Origin of the sequence: Phenylobacterium sp., from assembly GCF_004297125.1 — a bacterium.
Lineage (GTDB): Bacteria > Pseudomonadota > Alphaproteobacteria > Caulobacterales > Caulobacteraceae > Phenylobacterium.
On the sequence record NZ_SCVD01000039.1, the window covers coordinates 1 to 26424 of the forward strand.

Genomic DNA, 26424 nt, shown 5'->3' on the forward strand with positions numbered 1-26424 from the left:
ACCACAGCTCCGCCTGACCCCCGCTCCGGCGCGTCAGCGCCGATCCAATCGACCGCAGAAAACGCAGAAGACGCAGAATCGAGGAACCGACAGGTCGCCCTGTCGGGCCGTCCTTCTGCGCCTTTCTGCGTTTTCTGCGGTTAAAGCGACGGCCTACGGCGCCTTCGCCACGCCCTCGCGCCGGGGGTCCGCCCCGCCGCGCAGCCCCTGTGGGGTCACCTCGATCCCGTGCAGGCCTGACCCCTCCGCCCCAAAGCCGGACGTGAGCTTGATCCCCTTCGCTTCCAGCCCCGCCTTCACCTCCGGCGAGAACTTGTCGGCCTCGGCGGCGTAGAAGCTGCCGCCGGCGATCAGGTTGGGCAGGTTGATGGCGTCCTGCACCGGGAGCTTCCAGTCCAGCATGCCGACCAGGGCCTTGAGGTTGTAGGCCAGGATCGAGGGACCGCCGGGCGAGCCCACCGCAGCGACGAACCGGCCCTTCCGGTCCAGCACGATGGCCGGCGCCATCGACGAGCGGGGCCGCTTGCCCCCGGCCACGGCGTTGGCCGCCGGGGCGCCGTCGCGGTCTTCCGGGTTGAACGAGAAGTCGGTGAGCTGGTTGTTCAGGAAGAAGCCGTGGACCATCCGGCCCGAGCCGAAGGTGCTCTCCACCGTCGTCGTCATCGAGACCACGTTGCCCCATTGGTCGACGATCACCAGGTGGGTGGTGCCCGAGACCTCCTTCGTGGCGTCGGGCGCGCGGACCCCGGCGCCCCTGGGCTTGCCGGGGGCCACCGTGGCGGCGGGCATGGGCCCGATCAGCTTGGCGCGCTCCGCCAGGTAGGCCGGGTCCAGCAGGCCCTCGACGGGCACGTCCACGAAGTCGGGGTCGGCGATATAGCGGTCGCGGTCGGCGTACATGAGCCGGCTGGCCTGGCTGAACAGGTACCAGCCTTCCACGTCGTTCGGGTGCTTGCCGATGTCGGTGTGCTGCAGGATGCCCAGGGCTTCCAGCACCGCCGGCCCGCCCGACGGCGCGCCGGGCACGCAGACGACGTAGACGCGGTAGGGACGGCAGAGACCGGGTGTGGCCTTGGGCTGATAGGCCTTCAGGTCGGCCAGCGTCAGGGCGCCGGGCAGCTCGCCCTCATGCACCTTGGCCACGATGGCCTCGGCGATCGGGCCTTCCAGCAGCGCCTTGGGGCCTTCGGCGGCGACCTTGCGGATGGTGGCGGCGTAGGCCGGGTTCCTCATGATCTCGCCGGCCTGGACCTTGGTCCCGTCGGGCTTGGTGAAATAGGCGACCGCGTCGGGCGTCGCGGCCTGGGCGCCCCGGCCCGCGGCGGCGGCGGCCATGCGGCGGGGAACCGGAAAGCCGCCGTCGGCCAGGCGCTCGGCCTCGCCGAACAGGTCCTTCCAGGCCAGCTTGCCGTGCTGCGACTGGGCCAGCGACAGCATGGCGATGGCGCCGGGCACGCCGGTGGACCGGCCCGACAGGATCGCGGTCGTCCGGTTCAGGGGCTTGCCGTCGTCGCCGTAGAACAGCTTCGGCGTGGCCGCCATCGGCGCGGTCTCGCGGCCGTTGTAGGCGGTGACCTTTTTCGTCTTCGCGTCGTAGTAGGTCATGAACGACCCGCCGCCGAGGCCCGAGCTCTGCGGCTCCACCAGCCCGAGCGTCGCCTGCACGGCCACCGCGGCGTCCACCGCCGTGCCGCCGGCGCGCAGCACCTTCAGCCCCGCCTCCACCGCCATCGGGTTGGCCGCGGCGACCATGGCCTTGGCGGGCGCCTGGGAGGCCGCCGTCTCGGGCAGGGCGCAGGCCGAGAGGAACGCGGCCAGGGCGAGGGGGGCGAACGACAGCTTGGACTTCACGGGGCGGACGGCTCCTGGCGCAGGACGAAACTTGACCATAGCGGGCCGGCCGCGTGGACAACAAACGCCCGGTCGTGCGACGTCCCTCCTATGGACGGAAATAGGCCAGGTCCAGGCCCACGCAACCTGATCACCGACGTTCCCGGCCTAAGGGTTGGGCAGGCGCAGGACCATGCTGTCCGCACGGGCGTCACCGTGATCCTGCCCGACGCGCCCGCGGTCGCCGCCGCCGACGTCCGCGGCGGCGGGCCCGGCACCCGCGAGACCGACGCCCTGGCGCCCGAGAACCTGGTGGACACGGTGGACGCCGTGGTCCTGGCCGGCGGCTCGGTCTACGGCCTGGCCGCCGCCGACGGCGTGACGGCCTGGCTGGGCGCCCGCGGCCGCGGCCACGCGATGGCGGAGGGCATTCCCAGGTCGCCGATCGTCCCGGCGGCCGTCCTGTTCGACATGGCCAACGGCGGCGACAAGGCCTGGGGCGAGGACCCGCCCCATCGTGCGCTGGGCCGTCGCGCCATCGAGGCGGCAGGCCTGGACTTCGCCCTGGGGACCGCCGGCGCGGGCTACGGCGCCCTGGCCGGCGGCCTGAAGGGCGGGACCGGCTCGGCCTCGGTCGTCACCCACGACGGCTATACGGTGGGCGCGGTGGTGTGCGTCAACAGCTGGGGCTCGGTGATCGCGCCCGGCGGGCGGACCTTCTGGGCCGCGCCCTTCGAGCTGGACGGCGAGTTCGGCGGACTGGGATCCGCGGGCCTGCGCGCCGGCCCGGACGAGTGGGGCTCGGCCAAGCGGCCGGTCGAGACCCGCAACACCACCATCGCCTGCGTGGCCACGGACGCCATCCTGACCCCGGCCCAGGCCCGGCGGGTGGCGGTCATGGCCCAGGACGGCTTCGCCCGCGCCATCCGCCCGGTGCATGCGCCGTTCGACGGCGACGTGGTGTTCGCGATCTCGACCGGCCTGCGGCCGCTGACCGATCCACCGGCCTATGCCCTGGCCCGGCTGGGGGCGCTCGCCGCCGACTGCCTGGCCCGCGCCGTGGCCCGCGGGATCTTTGAAGCCAAGCCGTGGCCGGACGCGTATGTCCCCTGCTGGCGGGACCTGCAGAGCTGACGGCCACGTTCGTCGCAAATCCGCAGGACGGCCCGGCAGAAAAGCGCATTTCACTTTGGCCGGTCGCGGACTAGCGTTCTGCCGGGTTTGTTCAGGAGAGGTTTCCCAATGGGACTGGGACGTAAGCTGGCGCTGATCGCCGGCGCAGCCGCAATCGCCACCGCCGCCACGGCGCAGCAGAAGGTCACCGGCCCGGTGGCCGTGTACTGGATGAGCGCCCAGACACAGACCGGCTTCGGCATGCCCTCCATGGGCGCCGGCGGCGGCAAGCCCGACACCGGGGCGATGATGCGCGCCATGATGGGCGGCGGCGGCGCGTCGAAGACGCTGCAGCTCGACCTGGGGTCCAGCCAGACCAACCCCGCGCCGGCCGCCGATCACCTGCCGCCCGCCGGCCTGCAGGTCGGCCCGCAGCTGCCGCTCCTGACGCCCAAGCCCACCACGACCGTCCGGGAGGAGCGCCATGACTATGTCCCCGAGGAGTACCAGAAGCCCAAGGGGCGGATGCTGATCTTCTGGGGCTGCGGCGAGCACGCCCGCCCCGGCCAGCCCTATGTCATCGACTTCGCCAAGATGGCGTCCGGCCAGCAGAATCCGGCCAACCTCTTCAAGGGCATCGACTACCGGCCGATGCAGCCGCCGGCGTTCGGGCGCAACCGCACGTACGGCGGATGGCCCAACGAGAAGACCCGCGACATGGTCCCCTCGAACGGCTCGCTGGTCGGCGCCCACACGATCCGCGGCAACTACAACCCCGAGATCAACTTCAACCTGGAAGAGGACCAGGACTTCCTCGCGCCCATCAACCTGACCACCAACGCCAAGGCGCCGGGCGGCTGGACGAACCTGGGCTGGAACCTGGTCGGCAACGCCCAGGCCTACTACGCCACGGCCGTGGGCGGCGGCGACAATGAGACCGTGGTGATGTGGAGCTCGTCCGAGACCCAGGCCGCGGCCTTCTCGAACCCCGATTTCCTCAGCCAGGGCGACATCAGCCGCCTGGTGGCCAACAAGACCCTGATGGGCCCGGCCACCAAGACCTGCGCCGTGCCCAAGGAGGTGATGGACGCCGCGCCCTCCGCGATGGTCCAGCTGGTCGCCTACGGCGGCGAGGCGAACTTCGTCTACCCGCCCCGGCCCACCGATCCGAAGGTGACCTGGAACCAGCAGTGGGCCGTGAAGGTCCGCTACCGCTCGGCCACCGGTGGCATCCTGGGCCAGGACATGGGCGCCATGATGGGCGGCGGCCGCCAGGCCGGCCGACCCGGCGCGCCGGCGCAACAGCAGCCCGGCCAGCCGCAGAAGCCGCCCAAGGCGCCCAGCGCCGCCGACATCCTTCGACAGGGCATCCTGGGCGGCGGTCTGCCGTTCCCGCGGAGATAGTTCGGAAAATCGTCGGGACGGGGTCTTGCGCTCCGTCCCGCCCCCGACTAGGTTCCGCGCCCTCGCCGAGAGGCAATGCGCGCCCGTAGCTCAGCTGGATAGAGCATCAGACTACGAATCTGAGGGTCGGACGTTCGAATCGTTCCGGGCGCGCCAATTTCTCCAACAACTTCATTATATTATCGCCGCGCTCTGGATCGCGAGAGTCCAAGAATCAGCGTTGGGGTCACACTGGGGTCGCGAATAACGCAAGGCATCCAGGCCGCTGCATCGTGTTTCAGGGGGTTCTCCGGACGGGAGATGGGCTCACGGTGAGTCGCAGGCCCGTCGCGGCCTGACGGAATGTGCATAGGTCCGGAGCGTTTTGCGACACATGCCGGGGAATATGCATAGGAAGCGGCGACTTTCTGGACGCATCCACAGGGCATGTCGGAAACACCCACGAGGTCTATACACGTCCCGGAATTATGTATAGAGAATAGCCGTATTCTATACAGATCGGTTCCCGATGGCCTTGATCGCCACCCACGTTCCTCCGTTCCTTCCACTGTCGGTGGAGCTGGAAACCAAGCTCGTCCTCAAGAAACTGGCGGCCGCGCATCGCGCCTTGGCGGAACTGAAAGGCGCTGCCGGCCTGGTGCCGAACGAGGCCATCCTGATCAACACACTCTCCCTGCAGGAGGCGAAGGACAGCTCGGCGATCGAGAACATCATCACCACCCACGACGACCTCTATCGCAGTGACGATGTCGCCGACCGGTTCGCCAGCGTCGCGGCCAAGGAGGTCTACGCCTACGCGCGCGCCATGAGAGAGGGCTTCCAGACGGTCCGCGCGACCGGACTGATCACGATCAACGACATCCTCGCCATGCAGGCGACCCTGGAGCGCAACCAGGCCGGATTTCGCCGCCTTCCCGGGACCGCGCTGAAGAACGACAAGACCGGCGAAGTCGTGTTCACGCCGCCCCAGAGCTACGAGGAAATCGTGCCGCTGATGGCGAACCTCGAGCGCTTCATCAACGGGGAGGACACCCTCGATCTCGACCCCCTCGTGAAGATGGCGGTGATCCATCACCAGTTCGAGACCATCCATCCCTTCTACGACGGCAATGGCCGGACAGGCCGGATCCTGAACATCCTCTACCTGGTGAAGGAGGACCTGCTCGGCACGCCCGTCCTCTACCTCTCCCGCTACATCAACCAGCGTAAGGCCGACTACTACCGCTTGCTGCAGGCGGTCCGGACCGATGGCGTCTGGGAGGAGTGGCTCATGTTCATGCTGGACGGCGTCGAACAGACGGCGGGTCAGACCACCCGGCTGGTCCACCGGATCCGCGACCTGATGCTCGACCACAAGGTCCGGCTGCGGCGCGAACTTCCGAGGATCTACAGCCAGGACCTGCTCAACAACATGTTCAGCCACCCCTACAGCAAGATCGCTTTCGTGGAGCGCGACCTTGGGGTGAGCCGCATCACGGCGACGCGCTATCTCGACGAACTCACGCGCATCGGCCTGATGCGAAAGCTCAAGCTCGGTCGCGAGAGCTACTACATGAACACCGCGCTGCTGGACCTCCTGGGCAACGTCCAGGCCGTCTGAAGCGAACGCATCCAGGTCCGGGCTTCGGGCGACTTAGGCGATCCGTCTCCCCCTCGCCCCCCGCTGACGGATCGCCCGCATCCTGTCCGGATGCACCTCCGGTTGGTCCCATCGTGTTGCGCGCCCGATGCGCGCAAACCTACGCGCCTTTGAGATCGGCGGTTCGCGGCCTGTTCAACGGCTGCAATGGTCCAGGCTCGTCAGGCGGGAGCTGTATCGCTTGTTGGGCAGCGCGCGGCGACACGACCTGCCTCGTCTAGTGCAGCCCGAAGTGGGCCAGCTGTCGATCCCGCCGGGATATCGAAGAGGAATAGCTTCGGCAGTTGGTCTCTCGGGCCAGCAATGGGATGATGCAGAGGACTGCGAGACAAAGTGGCTCCAACGCGGGGATGGCGTTGCCGGCCATCTCCCTGCCGCACGGGCAGAACTCAGCCGAAAGCGTGGTCGGGAACGATCGTAACGGCCACGCCCAGCAGCCGCCGCGGCGCGTAGTTATTGTCCTCGTCGTCAAGGAAGTGCGGATCCTCCAAAACCGCCCGCCACTCCGCGGGCGTGAAATGTAGGTGCACCTCCCCGTCGTCGCGCCGGTCGGGTTCAAACATCGGATCGAGGGCTGTCATGCGCCGTACTCCCGTCATCGTGCCCCGGCCTTCATCCGCCACCTGAGAAGCGGCGGCATTAGGGGCCTTCCTTGACCCCGATCTGGTCGCCATGACCGGCTCCGTGGTTCGCCACCTGAAGCAAGCTTCGCGCCGGATGCGCGCGTCTCCCGTGGCAGCCTGTTCAGCTAAAGACACAAGGTCGGGCGACCGCTCAGAGGTGGCCGCCCGACCGTCAGGTGGACGGCGCGGTGGGGACGCCGGCGCTTCCTGAGTTCGCCGGCGGGTGGCGCGCCTCGCGGGGGGGCGAGGGCGCCGTGGCGCCTACCAGACCCGAGGCGAGCTTGCGCTGACGCCTTGGGCTCAAGCGGTTTGGGGTCGTCTCCTTCGCCTCTGGACCGGATCGATCCGGCGAACCCCAATTGATGCTTGTGACCCTTCCGCAAACCAGTCGCGCGACTCACAAAGGTGTAAGGTGCGCAAGACGCGTAGCTGGGACGGGACCTGTTCCTTGCAACCCGGCCCGCGTCACAGTGGATTGCTACCGGGCGGGCGAAGTCCGAGGTGGTCGGCTGGGAGTTCCGGGTCGAGGCGTGGTTGCGGACGGCTGGGCGATCTCGTTTCGAATCACGCTCCGGTCGGCTGGCAGATCCACATTCCGCCGGGTTCTAGAGGAGGTTGAGCGTTGGGTGCTCCCTTGCTTGCCAATGCGTCGAGCGTGCGCCTGAGGCAACGGTCAGGGCGTGCCCGAAGGCAGAGTTCGCGCGCTAGGGACTGAACGCGCGTGCGCCGAGCAAGCATTGGACCACGATGTCGGGGCCAGGATCCGGAGATCGTGGCCTTCAACGGCTGACAATTTTGTAAGGCACAGGCCGGTGTGGCGTGGGGAGGGCGGGGTTGGATAGACCCTGCCGGGCTGATCCGGCGTGAGACTCGGGAGACACCCAATGCGTAACGTGATGATCCCCATGGCGCTCGTCGCGAGCATCGCCCTCGGCTCGACGGCCTTCGCCACGCCCCAGCCGGCCGCGGCCAAGCCCGTCCCTATGGCCTCCGCCGCGGCGACCAAAGCGGCCCCCGGCAAGACCGCGGTCAACGGGAAGCAGCAGGCTTGCGCCAAGACATGGCAAGGCCAGAAGAAGCATGCGGGCACGCGCGCCGCCTTCATGAAGTCGTGCGTCGCCAAAGGCTGATCCACGGCCCAGCTACCGCCCGGACGGTTCGCCCCCGCCGTCCGGGCTTCGATTTGTCAGGGGCCACGGGGCGCGTCAGATTGAGCAACGCCTGGAGACACCCATGAGTCGCCGGATACTTGTCGTTGAAGACGATACCGAGACGGCGGACTTTATCTTGAAAGGCCTCCGCCAGGACGGCTTCACGGTCGAGCACGTAGCCGATGGCCGGGACGGCCTGTTCATGGGGTCGAGTTCGGACTTCGACGTCATGATCATGGATCGCATGTTGCCGGGCATGGACGGGCTCAGCATCATCAAGGGCCTGCGAGCTGCAGGCATCGAGACGCCGATACTCATCCTCAGCGCGCTCAGCCACCTGGACGACAAGGTCAAGGGGCTGCGAGCGGGGGGTGACGACTACCTGACCAAGCCCTTCGGCTACTCGGAGCTCCTGGCGCGCCTTGAGGTTCTCCTGCGTCGTCGCGCCGGCAAGGAAGTGCAGACGGAGATGGTCTGTGGGGACTTGAAGGTCGATCTCCTGACCCGCCGGGTCTCGCGGGGCGGCAGGCTCCTGGAACTTCTGCCACGAGAGTACAAGCTCCTCGAATATCTGATGCGGCACAAGGAGCGGGTGGTGACGCGGACCATGCTCCTGGAACAGGTCTGGGACTACCGGTTCGATCCCCACACGAGCGTGGTCGACACCCACATCAGCCGATTGCGAAAGAAGCTCGAGGACGGGTTTGACCGCCCCCTGCTGCACACGCTGCGCGGATCGGGATACCGACTGTCGGAACAGCCTTGAAGGCGCGAGCGCCGCCGCCGCGCCTCCGCCCAGGCCTTGTCGGCAGCGTCCTGCTGGCGGTCGCCCTCGCAGCGATGCTGATCGGGGGCTTTGTCATCGACCGGGCGGGTGAAGCCATTCTGTCCGCGCGCCAGAAGGATGTCGCCGAATCAGCGAGAGATTACTTTGTCGCGTTTGCGCACGAGGAAGGCTTGGCGCCGCTGGCGCGGGCGTTGGACCGCCGCGAGCGTGCCGAGCATGACGAGGCGTTCCGCTACGCGCTCTTCTCTGACGATGGGGACCTGGTGGGCGGGGCGCAACTGGCCACAGCCGCTCAGTTGCCGGGACCAGGCTTTTGGACACTGGATCTGCGCTCGGGCGAGCATGTTTCGAGCTGGCAGGTGCTGGTGCAGCCGATATCGACGGGAGGGACCCTCGTTGTGTTCGAGGATCTCAGCGCGCGCGCTGAGTTCCGAAGCGCGATCGTCGGCGCCTCGTTCGCGGCTTTGGCGGTGGCGCTCGGCTCGGTCGTGCTGGCCGGCCTTTGGCTCAATCGCCTAGTCTATCGACGAGCAGAATCCATCGCCGCCGTCTCTGCTTGCATCGTCTCCGGCGATCTCTCTGCGCGCGCTTCAGCCGATCCGCAGGGTGACGTCTTCGATCGTCTCGGTATGGGGATGAACGCCATGCTCGATCGGAACGAGGAACTGCTGACTGGCCTGCGCACGGTTAGCGACAGCCTGGCCCACGACCTGCGGTCCCCGCTCACGCGCATGAAAGGGGCGCTTTCAAGAGCGCTGGCTGCGGACGCGTCGGTGTCCGACCGCCTCGATGCGATCGCCCAGGCCTGGGAAGAGGCCGATCGGGCACTCGCGACGACGTCCGCCCTGCTCGATATCGCGCGCGCCGAAACCGGCGTCTCGCGTGACATGTTCGAGCGCATCGATCTGCAGGCGCTGGTGGCCGACACCGTCGAGTTGTTCGCGCCAGTTATCGAGGACGCCGGACAGGACCTCAAGGTGACGCTGCCGGGCCAACCGCTCTTTCTGCAGGCGCATGAGCTGCTCGTGCGCCAAGCCTTGGGCAACCTGTTGTTCAACGCCAGCCGCTACGCCGGTGAGGGCGCGGATGTCGTCGTCAGCCTGTCCGAAGGGCCGGGGTTCGTTGAGGTCGTTGTCGCCGACAGCGGGCCCGGCATTCCCGAGGTGGATCGCGGTCGCGTGCAGGAGCGGTTCGTGCGGCTCGACACGGCGCGAACCACGACAGGCTCGGGCCTGGGCCTCGCGATCGCCGCTGCCTGCGCAAAGCTCCATCGCGGGTCGCTGGACCTCCAGGACAATGGGCCTGGCCTACGGGTCGTGATGAGGATCCCGCGCGGGGGCACGGATCCAACCCCACAGAATTGACAGGTTGAGGCCGCGGCTGCCGAAGGGTGCTCCCGTGATGGTCGGTCTAGTTGGAGGCGGCCATGAACAACGCAATGAAGTCCCTGAACTCCGCGTCCCAACGCCTGCTGGGCATAGGATTCCGCGACATGTCCCCCGAGGAGCGGCGGGTCATCGAGCACCTCATCCGCCGCTCGGTGACCGCCCGCAACCCGCCGCGCGAACTGAGCGAGAACAAGACTTTCGGTCAGCGGCTCGCCGACAGGGTCGCGGCAGTTGGGGGGTCCTGGAATTTCATCGTCGGCTTCGGCATGGTGCTGGCCGTCTGGGTGGCGGGAAACTCTCTGCTGATGACCCGCCTGGGTCTGCACCCCTTCGATCCCTATCCCTACATCTTCCTCAACCTCCTGCTCTCAATGCTGGCGGCCCTACAGGCGCCGGTGATCATGATGAGCCAGAACCGTCAGGCGGCGAAAGATCGCCTCGCGGCCGAGCACGACTACGAGATCAATCTGAAGGCCGAGCTTGAGATCATGGGCCTGCACGAGAAGCTGGACGGCCTGCGGACACGCGAACTGGCCGACCTGATGGCCCAGCAGATCGCCCTCCTACAGACCCTTCGGCAGGCGGGACGTGGCGCGGGCGACCCCGCCGCTGCACTATAGCCCGAGGCAGGATTTCGCCATGTTCATGATCGTCCGAACCTGGGCCGGGCGGCTGGCCCCAGCCGCGCTCCTCGCCCTGGCCGCCTTCGTTCTCTGGCGCGAACTGGGCCGCCTCGATCCCGCCGAGATCTGGGTCGAGATGGCCGGCTGGGGGCCCGTCCGCATCGTCGGCGCCGTGAGCCTCACGCTCGTTAGCTACGCCCTGCTTGCGGCCATGGAGTGGCTGGGGCTGAAATGGTCGGGCGCGTCCGTGCCGTTCCGCACCGTGCTGCTGGGGTCGTTCTGCGCAAACGCCTTCGCCCACACAATCGGGTTTGCGGTGCTGATCGGCGGGGCCGTGCGCGCGCGCCTCTATGCCCGCAGCGGCGTCTCGCTGCTCTCCGTTGCGCAGACCAGCATCTTCTGTGCGGTCTCCTTCGGCTGCGGCATCGCCATGCTGGCCGGCTTGGCGCTCCTGGTGGAGCCGTCCCCTCCGGTTCTGGGATTGCAACTACACCCCCTGCTGGGCGCCGCCCTCGGCTTGGTCCTGACCCTGGCGCCGATCGCCTATGTCGGCGCCTGCGCCCTGTTTCGCGGACCCGTTCGCCTGGGGGGCCGGTCCGTGTCGCTGCCTTCGCCGGGCATCGCAGCCGGCCAGGTCCTCGTGGGTCTCGCCGACAACGTGATCACCGCCATGGTCGTCTGGCTTCTCCTGGGTGGCGTTGGGATCACCTACGCCACCTTTGCCGGGCCCTACGCCATCGCCACCGCGGCTGGCGTCATCTCCAGCGTCCCGGGCGGCGCGGGGGTCTTCGAAGGCAGCGTCCTGGCCCTTCTGCCGAGCGCGCCACGGCCCGCGCTAGTCGCGGCCTTCTTGGGCTACCGGCTGATCTACTATCTCATCCCCCTGGGCATCGCGGCGCTGGCGCTCGCGAGGTCGGGGCTGGTCCCCAACGCTTTGGACCTCGCGGGGATCCGCAAGGCCTGGCGTCGCTTCGCCCCAGCGCTGCTCGCGCTGGGGGCCCTCGCCCAGGGCGTCGTCCTGATTCTGACCAGCGTGGGTCGGATCGATCCGGGCCGACTGGCGATCCTGCGCGAGACCGTGCCGGCGGTGGTGCTGGAGACGAGCCACCTGATCAGCTTGGTGTCGGGCCTCGCATTGTTGGCGGTGTCCCTGCCCGTGGCGCGGCGACACGCCAACGCGGCGCCCGTCGCCGTCGTTGCGGCCCTGGTCGGCGCCTCGACGGCATTGCTCCGTGGCCTGGATGTCGGCCCGGCCATCGCGGCAATCGCTTTGGCCCTGGGCGTGGTCCTGGCGCGCGACGCCTTCACCCGCCGCGGCGCCTGGCCGCTGAGGCAGATGTTGCCCTGGTGGCTCGCGGGAACGGCCGCCGTGCTGGTCGGCGCCGCCATCCTGGGCTTGTGGGTCTATGAAGACACGCCCTACGAGGCGCGGCTCTGGGCCGAGGTCGGTTACCATGCCGACCCGGCCCGGTTCCTGCGCAGCATGGCCTTGCTCGGTGCAGCGCTGCTCGCGGCTGGCGCGTGGGCGCTGGCGCGCCTCTCCGGTCCCAGCGCCACGCCGGCGAGCCCCATGGAGTTGGACGCGATCCGTGGGCTGGTCGAGGCCGGGTCCGACACCACCTCGCGGCTGGCCCTGATCGGGGACAAGGCGCTGCTACGGTCGGCGGCCGGCGACGCCTTCATCATGTACGGCGCCGAGGGGCGCAGCCTGATCGCCATGGGCGACCCCGTAGGCGATCCGGACGCGGGCCGGGACCTGCTCTGGCGCTTCAAGGAACTGGCCGACGCGACCGACGCGCGGCCTGTGATCTATCAGGTCAGCCCACATTGGCTGACCGCCTACCTCGATCTAGGTCTCTCGCTGCTGAAGCTGGGCGAGGAGGCAAGGGTTCCGCTCGCCGATTTCAGCCTCGAAGGCGGCCGGCGCGCGAAGCTGCGCCAAGGTCACGCCAAGGCGGTACGCGAGGGCCTTTCCTTCGAGGTGGTCGCGCCCCCGCAGTCCGCCGTCCTGCTCGCCGACCTGCGCAACATCTCCGACGCCTGGCTCGTCGGGCATGGCGGACGGGAGAAGGGCTTTTCCCTGGGACGCTTCGATCCCCACGTTCTGGCCGCCGAGCCCATCGCGCTGGTCCGGCATGAGGGACGCGTCGTGGGCTTCGCCAACATCTGGACGGCGGGCAGCGAGGAAGCGTCCATCGACCTGATGCGGCACCTGCCCGACGCCCCGCGCGGAGTGATGGACTTCCTATTCGTCGAGCTCTTTCTGTGGGCCAAGACTCAGGGCTTTGCTTGGTTCAACCTCGGCATGGCGCCCCTGAGCGGCCTTGCGCACCATCCGCTGGCCCCGGCCTGGCACAAGATCGGCGCCCAGATCGCGCTGCGCGGCAGCCGCTTCTACGGCTTCACCGGCCTGCGCGCCTTCAAGGCCAAGTTCGATCCGGTCTGGACCCCGCGCTACCTGGCGGCGCCACCCACCGCGCTGGCGGCAGCGCTGCTGGATGCGACCCGCCTGGTCGGCCGGGCGCCGCCGACCCCACTCACAAATCCGTAAGTCTCGTGGAAAGGGGGTGTGGGCCGGCCATGAGACCTAGGTGTCTCGCGGACTTCCGCGCAACCGATTGCACGGGCCTCGCCATGAAACTGATGGACATCCTTCTTTCCGGGACCGCTGCTCTGGCGCTTGGGATCGGGGCCTGCGCGATGGCGCAGGCCGCCGCCGCGGCTATGCCGGGGCCCGTGGTCGCGCGTTCCCCTATGGCCAGCCCGCGCGTTTCCGCGGGCGCCCAGTTGCCCGCGCGAAGCGTGGGCGCGCCGATGGCGGAGGCTTCAGGCGCAATGTCCGAAACCACTTTGCCTTACGCAGCCACCGGGCCGGTTACGACCTACAGGACGTCGAAGGAGCCAGCCCGTTTCGTCGTCTTCATCTCCGGTGACGGCGGCTGGAACCTGGGCGTTGTCGATATGGCCCGCCAGTTGGCCCACATGGACGCCACGGTGGTGGGCGTGGACATCCGCCACTATCTCCGCATCGCCCAGAGCGGAAGGTCCGCGACCCTCTATCCCGCCGGGGACTTCGCCAGCTTAGCCCTGGCGGTGCAGAAAAACCTGGGCTTCCAGCACTTCCATCGCCCGGTCGTGGTGGGATACTCCTCAGGCGCCACGCTCGCCTATGGCGCCCTGGCGCAGGCCCCCGCTGACACGTTCCAGGGCGCGATCGGGTTGGGCTTCTGTCCGGACCTGAAGACCGACAAGCCCCTGGCCGCCGGTGACGGCAAGCTGGCGCACACGACCGATCCGACGCTCGGATTCATCTACGGCCCGTCGAGGACGCTGACCGCGCCATTCACCGCACTGCAGGGGGGGCAGGACGGGACCTGTCTGCCGGCTGCGACGCACGCCTACATGGCCCAGGTCCCGCGTGGCCGGGTCGTGGACCTGCCCAAGGTCGGTCATGGCTACGCGGTCCCCGCCAACTGGGCGCCGCAGTTCGCACAGGCCTTCGCGTCGCTCTATGCCGCCACCGACGGGGTCCGAATGCGCACTACGGACACGGCGCTCGACGCTCATGTGGCGGATCTGCCGCTGGCCGCCCTCCCCACAGCCGGAGGCGGCGACACCCTGGCGGTGTTCTATTCGGGCGATGGCGGCTGGGCGGGCATCGATCAGGGAATGTCCGCAGGGTTCGTGCGCGCTGGCATCCCGGTGGTCGGGTATGACTCGCTGCGCTATTTCTGGACCGCGCGCACGCCGCAGGGCGCCGCCGCGGACCTGACGGCCGTGCTGCGTCACTATATGTCTGCCTGGCACAAGAGCCGCATCGTCCTGACAGGCTACTCCTTCGGGGCCGACGCGCTTCCGGCCATCATTCCGCACCTGCCCGCCGATCTACGCAGCCACATCCGCGGGGTGGCCTTGGTCGGCGTCGACAGGACGGGCGAGCTTGAGTTCCGCCCCGGCGACTGGCTCGATCTCAGCGGCGCCTCAGCCTACCCGATCGCCCCAGCGCTGGCTGGCCTGAAGGGGACGCCGCTGGTCTGCGTCTACGGCGACCAGGAAAGCGACGCGGCCTGCCCCACCTTCCCGCCCGGGGTCATCCGCAGCGTTCGCCTCGCGGGCGGTCACCACTACAATGGCGATTTCACCGCTGTCAGCCAGGCCATCCTGAAAGCCCTGCCGCAGTAGGTGACCGGTGCGCGGGCGAGGTGCTCAGTGTCTCCGCCACCCACCATAGATAGCCTTCGTGGAGCGCGACCTCGGGGTGAGCCGCATCACGGCGACGCGCTATCTCGACGAACTCACGCGCATCGGCCTGATGCGAAAGCTCAAGCTTGGTCGCGAGAGCTACTACATGAACACCGCGCTGCTGAGCCTCCTGGGCAACGTCCAGGCCGTCTAGCGCCCGAGCTCGGTTGAGCGCGAACCACCCTTGATCTGCGCCCCGTGAGCGGTGGGAATGAGCTCGATCCCGCGACCTATCGCCGGCGCTGACTGCCCCAGCTTCAGCCGCGCGAAGTGCTCCTGCCCGTCGCGATCCCTGACCAGCACCCACGACGAGCTTCCGAGTTCGTCGTAGCGCCCGGTCTTGACGACCCTGCCCCTGACCGGCGTGTCGCCCAGTTCCCGGGGCTCGCGTCCCGCCTCCAGCCGGCGCTGCTGCAGGGTCCGGATGATGTCGCGCCGCAGCTGCAGGGTCCGCAGCCGCGGCTCAAGGTCTGGATGCAGCCGGAACCGCGGGCCCCGCCGTGTCGCCAGGCCCAGGGTCTCCAGATGCCGGAGGCGGCCCCGCAGCAAAGCCGACCAGGCGTCACTGCCGCCCACGCCGTCGTCCACTTCCAGTCCCGCGTCGGCCGCCGCGAGCAGCCGCCGGTCGAAGCCGGTGAAACGGTCAGCCTGCGTCTCGCGCCAGATCCGCCGCTCCGCATCACTGCGCGAGAGGTCGCCCAGGAGTTCGTGCGCCGCCTCCTGTGCCCGCGCCCGAAATCCGTAGCCCATGTAGGCCCGGGGAATGACCAGGTCGCGCCCCGAGCCGCGGCGGCCGCGCAACAACACGTGGGCGTGCGGCTGATCGGTATCGAAGTGGCAGGTCGCCACCCATCTCAGGCCCGGATCGCCGAGATCGGCCGTGACCCGCCGCATGACCTCGCGCGTGTAGCGTTTGAGGTCGGCGATGCGGTCACCATGCTCGGGTGAGACGATGAATCGGAAGTGATGCCGGTCTTCCGCCCACGAACGGGTCGCGGCGACCGCGTCGAGGTCCTCCGCCTCGCGGTCGAAGAAGGCGGGCCGTGCCGCGTCCTGGCCGGCGCCGGGGCGCCCCAGGTAGGATACGTGGGCCGCAAGTGCGGCGCCGCGCAGGGCGCCCGCGCCGGCGTGGCGTGACACCAGTCCCTTCACGATCACCCGTTGCCGGACATCCAGCCGAAAAGGACGGCCTGAACGCCGTTGAGCCGTCCTGAGGACGCCTGCGCGGTCGCCGAGCGCGAAGAGCCGCGAGGCGGCCAGCCGCTGCAGCATCATGGTGCGGGCAAGGCCCTGGTCCGATTTGAGCCGGGTGGGCAGCTTGGCGAAGCGCCGGGCACGCGGTGTGTCCGAGGCGCTCGAGAGGCGGGTCTCGATGGCTTCGCGGACCAGCATGGGACCCTCCGATCCTGACGCGGCGGCCTGCACGTCATAGCGCGTTGCCGATGCGCCTGTGCCTGGCCCTAACCGACTGAAACGGTAGAGCAAACAGCGAGCCAAAACACCTCTTTTATCTTGCCCTAAACGACAAAATCGAGGTGCAGATCAATAGTCATCAATCTGCATCAACAACAATCAAGACGTCGCCACCGTCGATCTCTGATGTCCTAGACTGAGTCGCCGCTCCACCGGCCAAACAGAAAAACCCGCCCGGCCGAAGCCGAGCGGGTCGAAGTCAGGTAGAGCGGCGCTAGGCTGCGCGAGCCCGGATCGCCAGGTGCTGCACGCCGCGGGAACTGGCCTGCTGCGCCAGGTTCAGCGCGGGCCCGAACGGATGCGAGTGCGCCGCACGTCCGGTGTCGAGCGACTGCGCCAGGGTCAGGCAGCAGGTGGGCTCCAGGGCCATCAGCTCGTCGTTGGCCCGGAAAGGTGCGGCCTTGCCGTGCCGGTCGAAGTCCGCCCGGGCGAGCACCAGGGTGACACCCTTCTGCTGCGCCCAGCGGATCGCCAGACGCTCCGCGCCCTTGGCCCCGGTGGTCGCCAGGGCCATGTCCGGCCACTGCGCCCGCGCCCAGTTCAGGGCGTCGAAGATGCGGTTGGCGTCGACCCCGCTGTCAGCCATCGGCGCGGCCCGGAAGGCCACCACCGGGCCGCCCGGATCGGCATCGGCCGACCGGCGCTTCTCGATCGCCCGCAGCGCCTGCTTGGCTTCCAACTGCGCTGCCGTCAGCTGCGTGCCGCGCCGGCTTCCGCGCCAGGGCGTCCAGACATCCCCGGTCGCCGTCGTATAGACCTCGGCCGCGGCGTCGCGGACCAGCTCGCAGGCCGCCTGCGCCACATCCGCCGCGCGGGCCGAAGTGGTGGCCTCCTGCAGCTCGGTGTCGGCCATCTCCGACCCGTCAAAGTCGCGCTCCAGCGCCCGCATCCGGTCGCGGGCCCGGTCCGCGTCGCGCTCGATGCGACCCGCCGCTGAATGGAAGGCGCCGATCAGGCTCTCGGCCAGGATGGTCTGCACATCCTCGAGCGCCGTGTCGCCGATCAGGTCGAGGAGCTCGGTCATCACGGCCTGGCCCAGCTGCACCAGCGCCGCTTCCGTCGGGTGGGGACGCACATCTTCCAGCGCCGAGGCTTGCACGTCGAAGCTCGTATCCGAGGTCGAGAAGGCATGAAGGGAGAAGGTCATCGGGGGACTCCGTTGTTTGAGGGAATCGCCGATGCGCGCTCACGCGCAACGACCTCTGTCTTGGCCACGTCGGGCCCCGGGCAGTCACCGGAGCGGAGCGTTTCACGCGGAGCGGAGGGAAACGGCCTTCAGGCCGTTGACGGCCCGGGTGACGTGACAAGATCGGAGGTCGTTGTGTGGGGGCGTTTGCGCCCGCCCGAAGAGGCGGGCGCGCAACTCGGCGCGCCCCTCGCGCCGATGTCTGAGGTCACGGCTGCGCAGGACTGAGGCCCGACGCGCCCGCGCAGGTCCCGCGTGAGGGATCGTCACCCGCATGGGCGGAGACCCGACAGGGGCTCCGGGAGCCGTAGGCGACTAGAGCCCGACCCGGCCATCAGGCCGGGGCACGCCCGTCGCTCCCACGTTAGCTCGCAGACCGTAGCGACACTTCGCCGTACCACCCGCCACGCACGATCACGAGCTCGCCCCCCACGCTCCGATCGCCGCTGTCCCTGATGTGCCGGCTGAAGCGGGCGACGACGTCATCGGAAGGCCAGTTCTCGGGGTCCGAGACGGGTGGCGACCTTGGAGCGCTCGGAGCGTCGTCATGTTCGTCCAAGCCGGCGAAGAGCCTGTCGACGCCAATCCGCTCCTGATCGACGCGCCAGCCTTCCAGGCCCTGGTCAGCTCTGGATCGCCAAAGGCGGCCCCCAGGACATCCGCAGACCCGATCGCCGCCAGCTCTCCATCGCCGATCGGGTCCGCCAGAACTCGAACCGCGCCGCCTGGCGACCAGGCCGGATCGATCGAAACGCGATAGGCAAAATAGGCGTTCGCCTTGTCCTTGCCGAACAGCAAGAACTCGCATTCGGCGCGCAGCGCGCGATTGCGACACCATTCGTCCGCCTTTTCCTGAATGGCGGCGCGGAGTTCCTCCAGCAGCAGACGCGGGTCGATGTCGGGGCGCTCTTCGGGCCGAAAGTCGTAGTCGTCGAGAAACTGCGCGCTCCTGTCGAAGCTTTCCGAAAGGACTGGGGCTCCGTCCCGCCAGACGAGGATGAGCCGCTCCGTGATCCGTGACCGGAAGACGTTGAGGATTTCGGCGATCAGGGCGTAGGCGCCCGCGTAGGCGACGAAGACCTCGCGCCCCAAGTGGTCGCCATAGTGGCTGAAACGTCCCACCGAGACGTAAGGCACGCGGTAGCGCGGCACGACACGGACGATCTTCCGCGTCGTCTCAAAGCTGATGGCGGTCTCGCCAACCGAAAGCCGGCCGTCGGCGACGGCGACGAGTCGGTCGGGAGCCTTGACGAGGAGACAGCTGGTCATCGCCGCCAGTTAGCGGCGGCGGGGCCTAAGGGACAATGGCAGCCCACATTGAGGCGGGTCCTGCCGGACGCGTCAGACCTCGGCCTGCGCGATCATTGCCTGCGCGTCGGCCCCGCTGATGATGCGCAACGGCTGGCCCATCGAGATCAGCGACTCCGCCCGACGGTAGGTGGCGCTGCGCTCGATGCCCCAGGAGAACGGCCGCGCCTCGGCCACCACCAAGAGGTTCGTCTTCGCCCCGACGCTGGACACCACACGCCCGCCTGCGGCGGCGATCTCCCGCGACAGCGGGCCGTCGCGCGGCTGGCCGAGGATCGCCACCCGCAGGCCCGAGAGCGGCCCGCTGTCGGCCGCCGCTGGCGCCGCGCCGCGACTTCGCCTCGGCTGCCCTCGCCAAGGCCCGGCCATCCAGCCGTCGAGGTCGATGCCGGTGTGTTCCATGGCCTTCACTAGAACCCAGCCGGCGACGCGGGCGTCGCTGAGCGCATCGTGGTGCTGATGCTCCAGGCCGAGGTGCTCAGCCATCAGGTTCAGCGGTGGCTGGGAAGCTCCGGCCACGCATGGCGCGCCACCCGCACGCTGTCGAGCCAGCGGGTGCGAATGCGAGGCAGACCGGCGACCTGGCAGGCCGCGCCCAGCGCGCCCTGGTCGAATCCCGAATGGGCGACCGTGACCCGGCCGCCGAGGTGCGCCGAGAGCGCCCCATAGAGCTGCGGAAACCGCGGCTTGCCGCGCACGTGGCGTGCGCCGATCCCGTGCAGGCGCGTGTTGAACGGCGCAAACACGTCCTGCGGGTCGACCAGCGTCTCCCAGGCCAGCACCTCGCGGTCCCCGGCGAAGCCGACGATGCCGATCTGGCAGATGCTGGAGGCCCGGCCGCAGGCGGTCTCGACGTCGACCACCACGAAGTCCATCTCGGGCAGCGCAGGCGCAACGACCGGCGCCGCCTCGCGCGGCTCCGCAGGCGGACGCAACGCGAGCGCGGCCCCCGTCATCAGGCCGAGGCTGCGGGTCAGACGGTCGAGGATCGTCAAGCGGGCGGGTCTCCAGAGCGAGTCGCGGGAACCTGAGATCAAGCCGTAAATGGTCCCCACCTCAAGCCCGCGCGTCACCGCAGGCCGGCCAACTTCATGAGGTGGTTCCGCTCGGTGGGCCGGTAAGCCAGGGCCCCATGGGCGGCGCAGTAGGCGCCCCGCGCCTTGCCCCGCCCGCAGAGCCGGAAGCCGTCGGCCAGCGGGTCGCCGATCGGCCAGCGGCATTGGCTCCAGCGCACGCTCAGGATCGTGGCCAGGCCGGTGTCCGGAACGGGCTCCACCGGTGGGATCGCGGCCGGCGTCACGCTGGCGGGCCGAATCGCCTGCGCCGCGATCTGCGGCCGGCGGTAGCGGCGCTCCCCACGCGGCTCCGAGCGGCGCGCGCCCGGCACATGCGGCGCGGCGCGGCCGCTGAGGCCGAGCCGATGCACCTTGCCGATCACCGCGTTGCGGGTCACGCCGCCGAGGTCGCGGGCGATCTGGCTGGCGCTGAGGCCGTCGCGCCAAAGGCGTGTGAGGGTGTCGACGCGATCGTCGGTCCAGGTGGCGGGCATGGGGTGTCTCCGGGTCTCGCGAGCCCAATCGGCTCACCCCGGCCCGCCCTCCCTCCGGCTCCGCCCCGCGCCGACGTATTCACGGTCTTTGACAGGCGGCCCGGCCCGGCGCATGCGAGGTGCAAGTTCAATTCGAGCCGCCGTCCATGTCCCCCACACCCCACGATCAGCGCCCAGAGCTGCGAATTTCCGAAGACACCTGGCGTCGCGAGTCCGAGCCGGACCGCATCGTGGCCGTGGCGACCAGCATGGGCCGCCGGCTGGTGGTGGTGCGGCGCGATGGCGCCGAGTTCCAACCCCAGGCTGAGCCGCCGGAGGCCTGGTAGGCCGGCTCCCGTCCGCACACCCCGTCCAAACGAAAAAGAGCTCCGCCGGCGAACCGGCGGAGCCGAAGTTGCGGGGAGAGTGGCTAGAACGGGATTTCGTCGTCCAGGCTGGGTTCGAAGCCCGGTTCGGGCTCGGCCTCCGGCTCGCGCGCCGTGCCCGGCCCGCGTTCGGGGCCGGTCCGCTCGGGCCTCGCCTTGATGCGCAGGTTCTCCACGATCAGGCGCAGGTCGTAGTGGGTGGTCCCGTCCTTGCCGGTCCAGGTGTCGTTCTCGACGTGGCCGCTAACGACGACCCGCGAGCCCTTCTGGGCGTAGGGGCTGATGTAGTCCTCAGCGGTCTTCTCGTTGAAGCAGACGCAGTTGAAGCCGGTGGTGCGCTCGCCCATCTGGCCGTCGCCGCGCCGGAACCGCACGGTCTCCAGCACCCGGAAGCTGGCGCGCTTCTTACCCGAACCCTGAGCCGCCAGGATCGAGGGGTCGGCGGCGAGATAGCCTTCGATGATCACGCTTTGCATGGTCAGTCTCCTTGGGAATGAGGAAAGGGGGAGGTCAGGCGGCGTGCCGCAGGGCCTGGGCCGCCCGGTCGGCCGCCCAGTCGAGGACCGTGAGCGAGCGGATGACCAGCTCCTTGGCGGCCCGCTCGCCGCCCTCGCGGGCCTCGTAGCGGTTGTCGACGAAGGCGCCGATGGCGACCACCTCGCAACCGGCGGCCAGGCCCTCGGCGATCACCCGCTCGTTGAGCCCCTTGGCCCAGCTGACGCAGTTGACGCCGACCACCCGCGGCTCGCCCGAGGCGTCGCGGCCCCGGTTCTCGAGCAGCCGGAAGACCGCCTTGGCATAGTCCTCCGTCACCTGCGGATCGGCCGCCAAGCGGCCCACGAACACGATGTTCTGCATGACAATCTCCTTGAGTGGACGAAGCGCCGAGGCTCAATCCCCGGACCGCTTCACCCGGCGAAGCCCTCCCTCCCGCCTCGCGGCGGCTACCGCCGCCGCAAACCCGACACGATGCCGCCTTGGCGAATGCCCCCTCTGGGCGGTAAGCCATCGCCGATGCCCGACTTCCTCGACATTTCCGGCGCCTCGGGCGCGCGCTACCGCTTCCGCAGCGCCGCGCCCGCCGAGCTGCCGGTGATGGCCGGCAATGTGCTGGTCGCCAGCGGCCCCTCGGCGCGCCTGAAGGTGCTGTTCTGCGGCGCGGCCCACAGCCTCGTGCGGGCCGCGCCCATCGTCACCGAGACCCTGAAGGCGAACCGCAACGCCCGCCTGTTCGTGCGCCTCAACGTGGCCCGCGCGGTGCGCGAGGCCGAGCACGCCGATATCGTGGCGGCCGTCGAGCCCGACGCTGAAGCCGCCGACCTCGACTGACCCTCACCCTCCTGGCTCGATCGCCTGGACGACGGCGTGGCGCGCCACCACGGCGGCGGCCACCTCGGGTCGGTCCACCGGCACGAAGACCCGCAGGGTGTAGGCGATGATCTCGGTGAAGCACCCGAGCGCCACCAGGGCCGCCCGGTCACCGGCGCCGCCCACGACCTCCAGCCGCCGGCGATCCATCACCCGGGCCCGGCGCAACCAGTAGCCGCCGTCCAGGCCGAGCTGGACGCCGCGCTCCAGCACCTCGCGAAGCACCAGCGCCCCGTCCGACCAGGCTTCGGCGAGGCTGGTCATGCCCAGCGCGGCCTTCAGCGCCGCGACCTGGCTGGCGTCCAGGACGCGGCCCAGCCAGCGGCGGCCGTCCGGCGCCTTCACGCGGCGCACCTGGGCGCCTCGCCCCGGCAGCCGCGCCCAGACCGGCAGCAGGAGGCCCGTGGCCAGGGTCAGCTCGCGGGTGCGCCAGGGATCGGCCTCGGCGATCTCGCCCGTCCAGGCGGCGCGCCAGGTCTCCGGCTCCGCGGGCGCCCAGGCCGACTCCTCGAAGGCCTTGGCCGTCTCCAGCGACTTCCCGTCGGGCCGGCGCAGGCGCACGGCCGGCAGCAGGCGGTCGTTGTCGTCCGTGGTCGTCAGGCCGAGCTCCACCAACGCCGCGCGACCTGATCGTCCGTTGATGGCCAGCACGGCGGCGTCACCGAGCCCCTCGGCCAGACCGAGGGCCTCATCGACCCCGAAGAACTCGCGCCTTGTCCGCAGCGCGAACCCCACCAGCCGGGTCTCCGCGCCGGTGGCCTCGTCGGTTCGGACGGTCTCCTCGGACAGGACCTGCAGGTCCTCGGCGACGATGTCCTCCAGGCCGTGGTCCAGCTGCCCGGAGGCGGCGGCGCGTTCGACCACCCCGGCCAGGATTTTCTCGTAGTCGGCGAACAGCGCGTTCTGGTCGGCGATACGCAGGGCCAGCAGGCGGTTGAGGAAGGTGTTCATGGGCGGCAACTCTTCGCCGCCCTTCAGCTGGCCCTCGCTGTCCAGCAGCTTCAGGGCCGTCTTCGCCTCGAACGCCTCCAGCGACATGCTGGCAAGCTCCCCAAAGGCCAGCGCGCCGTAGAGCACCAGCAACGCCCGCCGCGCCCAGGGGCTCTCGAGATTGTCCTCGGCCCGGAAGAGGCCCGCGCCGGCGACCCGGCGCTCCCCGCGGGTCAGCGCGCCCAGCGAGTCGAGCCGCCGCGCGATGGTCGAGAGGAAGCGCTTCTCGCCGTGGATGTCTGTGGTGACCGGCCGGAAGAGCGGCGGTGACGCCTGATGGGTCCGGTGCGTGCGCCCCAGGCCCTGGATGGCCGCATCGGCGCGCCAGCCCGGCTCGACGAGGTAATGGACGCGCCGCTGGCGGTTCACGGCGTCCAGGGCGGCATGGTAGCTGCGGCCGGTGCCGCCGGCGTCCGAGAACACCAGCACACGCTTGCGCCCGTCCATGAAGGCGTCGGTCTCGGACTTGGCGGCCGAGGCGCCCCGGCGCTCGACGACGCGGCGTCCCTCGCGCAACACCACCCGCCGCGAGCGGCCGGTGATCTCCGCCACCGCGCCGGTCCCGAAGGCGTCGAGGACCGCGTCCAGAACGCCGGGAACCGCCGGCAGGCTGGCCAACCCCGCGACGGTCTCGTCGCGCAGGCGCAGCGCCTCCTGACTGTGAACCGGACAGCCGTCCTTCATCACCGGCCGCAGGACCACCTGGTCGTCCTTGCCCTCGACCGCCTCCATCAGCGCGGTCGGGAAGGCGCCCTGCAGGTAGTCCAGGACGTACTCCTTGGGGGTCAGGTCCACCTGCAGGTTGTTCCACTCCTCCGGCGGGATCTCGTCCAGTCGGCGATTCATCACCGCCTCGTTGGTGGAGACGATCTGCACCACGGCCGAGCGGCCTGCGCCCAGGTCGCGGCGGATGGCCGCCACCAGCGTCGGAGCCTTCAGGCCGGCGAGCAGATGGCCGAAGAAGCGCAGCTTGGCGCCTTCGAAGGCCGAGCGCAGTGCGCTCATGGCCGCCCCGCTCACCACCTTGCCCTCATCGTCGACCACGCCGATGGCCTGCAGGGCCGCGGTAAGGTTGGCGTGGATCACCTGGAAGGCGTCGGCCCAGGCGTCCCAGATGGCGATGTCGTCGGCCGTCAGGGGATGCGCCAACGGCGAGTACTCGACCCCCTCGAACGACAGGCTGCGAGCCACATAAAGGCCCATGGCCTTCAGCTCGCGCGCCACCAGCTCCATGAAGGCGATCCCGCCGGTCTCGGCGGCATCGAGGAAGTCGGCGCGGGTGGTGAAGGGCGCGTCGGGACCGCCCCACAGGCCAAGGCGCGCGGCATAGGCGAGGTTTGCGGGCTCGGTGGCCCCAGTCGCAGACACGTAGAACACCCGTGCGTCCGGGAGGCGGTTCTGCAGGGCGAGGCCCGCCAGCCCCTGTTGCGACGCCTTCTTCGGGCCGCGCCCGCCGACCCCGCCGGCGGCATTGGCCATGGCGTGGGCTTCGTCGAAGACGATGGCCCCGTCGAAGCCCGCGCCCAGCCAGGCCACGATCTGGTCGAGGCGGGAGGGTCGTCCGCCCCGGGCCGGCTGGCGCAGGGTGGCGTAGGTCGTGAAGAGCACGCCGCGCTCCAGGCGGATCGCCTCGCCTTGCTTCCAGCGCGACTGCGCCACCACGTCGTGCGCCGAGCCGCCGATGGCCTTCCAGTCCCGCTGCGCGTCCTCGAGCAGCGCCTCGTTCTTCGACAGCCAGACGGCGCGCATGCGGCCGTGCGCCATGTTGTCGGCGATGACCGCGGCGATCTGGCGGCCCTTGCCGGCGCCGGTGCCGTCGCCGAGGAACATGCCGCGCCGCAACCGGACCGCGCCCTCGGTGTCCGCGTCCGCGAGCCGCAGCTCGTGGGCGGCCTCCCCAGGTAGCCACCACCCCGACAGGTGCGCGCCGTGCGCCTCGCCGGCGTACACGACGGTCTCGGCCTGGGCGTCGGAGAGCCGTCCCTCGGCCCGCAGGACCGCCGGAAGCCGAGGCCGATGCGTGGGCGCCGGCGGCGCCACCGACGCCATCGCCCCCGACTCCACCAGCGGTGTCGGATGGGGATGCGCGGCCGCAAAGGCGATCCGCCCGAGCCGCCAGGCCTGGTAGAGGCCGACGTCGCGCCCTTCGCCGGACCACGCGGCCTCCGCATAGTCCAGGGTCTGGGCGTCCTCCAGGAAGCGCAGCGCGATCGCGGGTCCGCTCAGGCCGCGAGGCCGCAGCGCCAAGCCCACAGGCCCCACGCGCGCCAGGCGCGGCTGACAGGTCGGTCGCGCCGGCAGGCCTCCGGTCCAGGCGGCCGCGTCCGCCAGCGCCACGGCCGTCTCCAGCGCGGCGGGCTGCGCGCCCGCGCCGCGGTCGAGCACCAGGATTCCGGTCTCCACGCCGGTGCCATGCTTGGCGAAGGCTCCAGGCGGCAGGACCAAGCGCCCCACCACCCGCCCAACCCGCCGCACCGCCGCGAGCAAGCCGGCGTCGGTCAAAGCGCTCGCCGGCACGATGGCGGCCACGCGACCGCCCTCGGCCACGCAGGCCAGCGCCGCGAGCACGTGCGAGCCCAGCCCCGCGAACGGCGGGTTCATTACGACAGCGTGGAAGCCCCCGGCCTCCGGCAGCAGGTCTCCCAGGTGCGCCGCATCAAGCCGCGTGCGCGCCGCGCCCGGGAACAGCCCGTCCAGCAGCCCGGCGCGCCGGTCGCTGAGCTCATTGAGGGTGACAGCCGCGCCGCACGCTTCCGCCACCGCGGCCACCATGCCCACGCCGGCCGACGGCTCCAGCACCTTGTCGCCGGGACGCACCTGGGCGGCCAGCACCAGCAAGGCGGCCAGCGGCGCCGGGCTCGAGAACTGGTCGAGCGCCAGCTGGTGCTCGGAGCGGCGGGTGTGGGTGAGCCCTAGGTCCACCAGATCGGCCAAGGCGCCCACGACCTCTGCCGGGGCGTCCTCGAGCCGCGCCACCTGGCCCGCGATCCGGCGGACCTGGAGCACCATGGCCGCCTCGATGGCGTCGTAGGCGTCGCGCCAGTCCCAGGCTCCCTCGGCGTCCGTCGCGCCGAAGGTGGTGGTGAGCACGGTGGAGACCACGCGCCGCTCAAGGGGGCGGCCGCGGAAGAGGTGAGGGGCGAGTGCGCGGCCGGCGGCGAGCAAGTTCTGCGGACGGTCTCCAGCGGCGTCGGCGGCGAAGAGCGGAAGGGCGGCGTTCATGTCGGAGCTCCGGCCCGGCGCGGAGGGCGGCTCCCTCCACTTCGCCGGGCTCGCCCCCGCCCACCCTTCCTCCGGTCCCAGTAGGACGGCGCCGTCCCGGAGCGACCGGAACGGCGCCGTCGACCCGACTGCGCACCGCGGAGGGAGCCGCTGTGGTCTCCAC

Annotated in this window: 23 protein-coding genes and 1 tRNA gene; 13 read left to right on the top strand and 11 right to left on the bottom strand. The window is 70.0% G+C overall.

Annotated elements, in window-relative coordinates:
* Window positions 1-153 precede the first annotated feature (153 nt).
* Complete coding sequence (locus tag EPO51_RS24710; RefSeq protein ID WP_293356195.1) at window positions 154-1890, bottom strand: gamma-glutamyltransferase family protein; 1737 nt, start codon at window positions 1888-1890, stop codon at window positions 154-156.
* A gap of 51 nt (window positions 1891-1941) precedes the next feature.
* Here EPO51_RS24710 and EPO51_RS24715 point away from each other — a divergent pair, with 51 nt between their 5' ends.
* The 4 genes from EPO51_RS24715 (at window position 1942) to EPO51_RS24730 (ending at window position 5947) form a co-directional block, all read left to right on the top strand.
* Window positions 1942-2964 carry a P1 family peptidase gene (locus EPO51_RS24715; RefSeq protein ID WP_293356198.1) on the top strand — a complete coding sequence of 341 codons (1023 nt, stop codon included), beginning with the start codon at window positions 1942-1944 and terminating at the stop codon, window positions 2962-2964.
* Between the two features lie 108 nt (window positions 2965-3072).
* On the top strand, window positions 3073-4347 hold the full coding sequence (locus EPO51_RS24720) for a hypothetical protein (protein WP_293356201.1): 1275 nt from the start codon (window positions 3073-3075) through the stop codon (window positions 4345-4347).
* Window positions 4348-4426: 79 nt separating this feature from the next.
* Window positions 4427-4503: transfer RNA gene (locus EPO51_RS24725), tRNA-Arg, on the top strand.
* Window positions 4504-4855: 352 nt separating this feature from the next.
* The gene (locus tag EPO51_RS24730; protein WP_293356204.1) at window positions 4856-5947 is read left to right on the top strand and encodes a Fic family protein; all 1092 of its coding nucleotides are present in this window, start codon (window positions 4856-4858) and stop codon (window positions 5945-5947) included.
* A gap of 428 nt (window positions 5948-6375) precedes the next feature.
* Here EPO51_RS24730 and EPO51_RS24735 read toward each other — a convergent pair whose 3' ends face one another.
* A complete protein-coding gene (locus tag EPO51_RS24735) occupies window positions 6376-6567 on the bottom strand; it encodes a hypothetical protein (RefSeq protein WP_293356207.1) in 192 nt (63 codons plus the stop codon).
* A gap of 926 nt (window positions 6568-7493) precedes the next feature.
* Between EPO51_RS24735 and EPO51_RS24740 the strand changes: the two genes are divergently transcribed.
* From EPO51_RS24740 to EPO51_RS24770, 7 genes are all read left to right on the top strand, one after another.
* Window positions 7494-7739: a hypothetical protein gene (locus EPO51_RS24740; protein WP_293356210.1), complete on the top strand. Its 246-nt coding sequence runs from the start codon at window positions 7494-7496 to the stop codon at window positions 7737-7739.
* 103 nt (window positions 7740-7842) lie between these two features.
* Window positions 7843-8526: a response regulator transcription factor gene (locus EPO51_RS24745; protein ID WP_293356213.1), complete on the top strand. Its 684-nt coding sequence runs from the start codon at window positions 7843-7845 to the stop codon at window positions 8524-8526.
* Complete coding sequence (locus tag EPO51_RS24750) at window positions 8523-9911, top strand: sensor histidine kinase (RefSeq protein WP_293356216.1); 1389 nt, start codon at window positions 8523-8525, stop codon at window positions 9909-9911. The genes EPO51_RS24745 and EPO51_RS24750 overlap by 4 nt, the downstream gene beginning before the upstream one ends.
* A gap of 62 nt (window positions 9912-9973) precedes the next feature.
* Window positions 9974-10555 (top strand): DUF1003 domain-containing protein, encoded by a 582-nt coding sequence (locus tag EPO51_RS24755; protein ID WP_293356219.1) that lies wholly within the window; start codon window positions 9974-9976, stop codon window positions 10553-10555.
* Between the two features lie 19 nt (window positions 10556-10574).
* Window positions 10575-13109 carry a bifunctional lysylphosphatidylglycerol flippase/synthetase MprF gene (gene mprF / locus EPO51_RS24760; protein ID WP_293356222.1) on the top strand — a complete coding sequence of 845 codons (2535 nt, stop codon included), beginning with the start codon at window positions 10575-10577 and terminating at the stop codon, window positions 13107-13109.
* Window positions 13110-13192: 83 nt separating this feature from the next.
* Window positions 13193-14740: an AcvB/VirJ family lysyl-phosphatidylglycerol hydrolase gene (locus EPO51_RS24765; RefSeq protein ID WP_293356225.1), complete on the top strand. Its 1548-nt coding sequence runs from the start codon at window positions 13193-13195 to the stop codon at window positions 14738-14740.
* A gap of 58 nt (window positions 14741-14798) precedes the next feature.
* Complete coding sequence (locus EPO51_RS24770) at window positions 14799-14954, top strand: hypothetical protein (RefSeq protein WP_293356228.1); 156 nt, start codon at window positions 14799-14801, stop codon at window positions 14952-14954.
* Here EPO51_RS24770 and EPO51_RS24775 read toward each other — a convergent pair.
* From EPO51_RS24775 to EPO51_RS24800, 6 genes are all read right to left on the bottom strand, one after another.
* Window positions 14951-16192 (bottom strand): DUF3363 domain-containing protein, encoded by a 1242-nt coding sequence (locus tag EPO51_RS24775; RefSeq protein ID WP_293356231.1) that lies wholly within the window; start codon window positions 16190-16192, stop codon window positions 14951-14953. The two genes, EPO51_RS24770 and EPO51_RS24775, sit on opposite strands and share 4 nt — an antisense overlap.
* A gap of 295 nt (window positions 16193-16487) precedes the next feature.
* Window positions 16488-17420, bottom strand: coding sequence for a DUF2493 domain-containing protein (locus tag EPO51_RS24780; RefSeq protein ID WP_293356234.1), 933 nt, complete (start codon window positions 17418-17420; stop codon window positions 16488-16490).
* Between the two features lie 453 nt (window positions 17421-17873).
* Window positions 17874-18728, bottom strand: coding sequence for a hypothetical protein (locus tag EPO51_RS24785; protein WP_293356237.1), 855 nt, complete (start codon window positions 18726-18728; stop codon window positions 17874-17876).
* Between the two features lie 72 nt (window positions 18729-18800).
* Window positions 18801-19253, bottom strand: coding sequence for a BRCT domain-containing protein (locus EPO51_RS24790; protein WP_293356240.1), 453 nt, complete (start codon window positions 19251-19253; stop codon window positions 18801-18803).
* A 5-nt stretch (window positions 19254-19258) separates the two neighbouring features.
* Window positions 19259-19762 (bottom strand): exonuclease domain-containing protein, encoded by a 504-nt coding sequence (locus EPO51_RS24795; protein WP_293356243.1) that lies wholly within the window; start codon window positions 19760-19762, stop codon window positions 19259-19261.
* 74 nt (window positions 19763-19836) lie between these two features.
* Complete coding sequence (locus tag EPO51_RS24800; protein WP_293356246.1) at window positions 19837-20316, bottom strand: GcrA family cell cycle regulator; 480 nt, start codon at window positions 20314-20316, stop codon at window positions 19837-19839.
* Window positions 20317-20462: 146 nt separating this feature from the next.
* Between EPO51_RS24800 and EPO51_RS24805 the strand changes: the two genes are divergently transcribed.
* Window positions 20463-20642, top strand: coding sequence for a hypothetical protein (locus EPO51_RS24805; RefSeq protein WP_293356249.1), 180 nt, complete (start codon window positions 20463-20465; stop codon window positions 20640-20642).
* An 83-nt stretch (window positions 20643-20725) separates the two neighbouring features.
* Here the strand turns inward: EPO51_RS24805 and EPO51_RS24810 are convergent, their stop codons facing one another.
* A complete protein-coding gene (locus EPO51_RS24810) occupies window positions 20726-21157 on the bottom strand; it encodes a single-stranded DNA-binding protein (protein ID WP_293356252.1) in 432 nt (143 codons plus the stop codon).
* Window positions 21158-21191: 34 nt separating this feature from the next.
* Window positions 21192-21539: a single-stranded DNA-binding protein gene (locus EPO51_RS24815; RefSeq protein ID WP_293356255.1), complete on the bottom strand. Its 348-nt coding sequence runs from the start codon at window positions 21537-21539 to the stop codon at window positions 21192-21194.
* Window positions 21540-21695: 156 nt separating this feature from the next.
* Here EPO51_RS24815 and EPO51_RS24820 point away from each other — a divergent pair, with 156 nt between their 5' ends.
* Window positions 21696-22010 (top strand): hypothetical protein, encoded by a 315-nt coding sequence (locus EPO51_RS24820; protein WP_293356258.1) that lies wholly within the window; start codon window positions 21696-21698, stop codon window positions 22008-22010.
* A 3-nt stretch (window positions 22011-22013) separates the two neighbouring features.
* On the opposite strand, the gene EPO51_RS24825 is transcribed toward EPO51_RS24820, so the two are convergent.
* Window positions 22014-26261, bottom strand: coding sequence for a strawberry notch family protein (locus EPO51_RS24825; RefSeq protein ID WP_293356261.1), 4248 nt, complete (start codon window positions 26259-26261; stop codon window positions 22014-22016).
* Window positions 26262-26424: the final 163 nt, after the last annotated feature.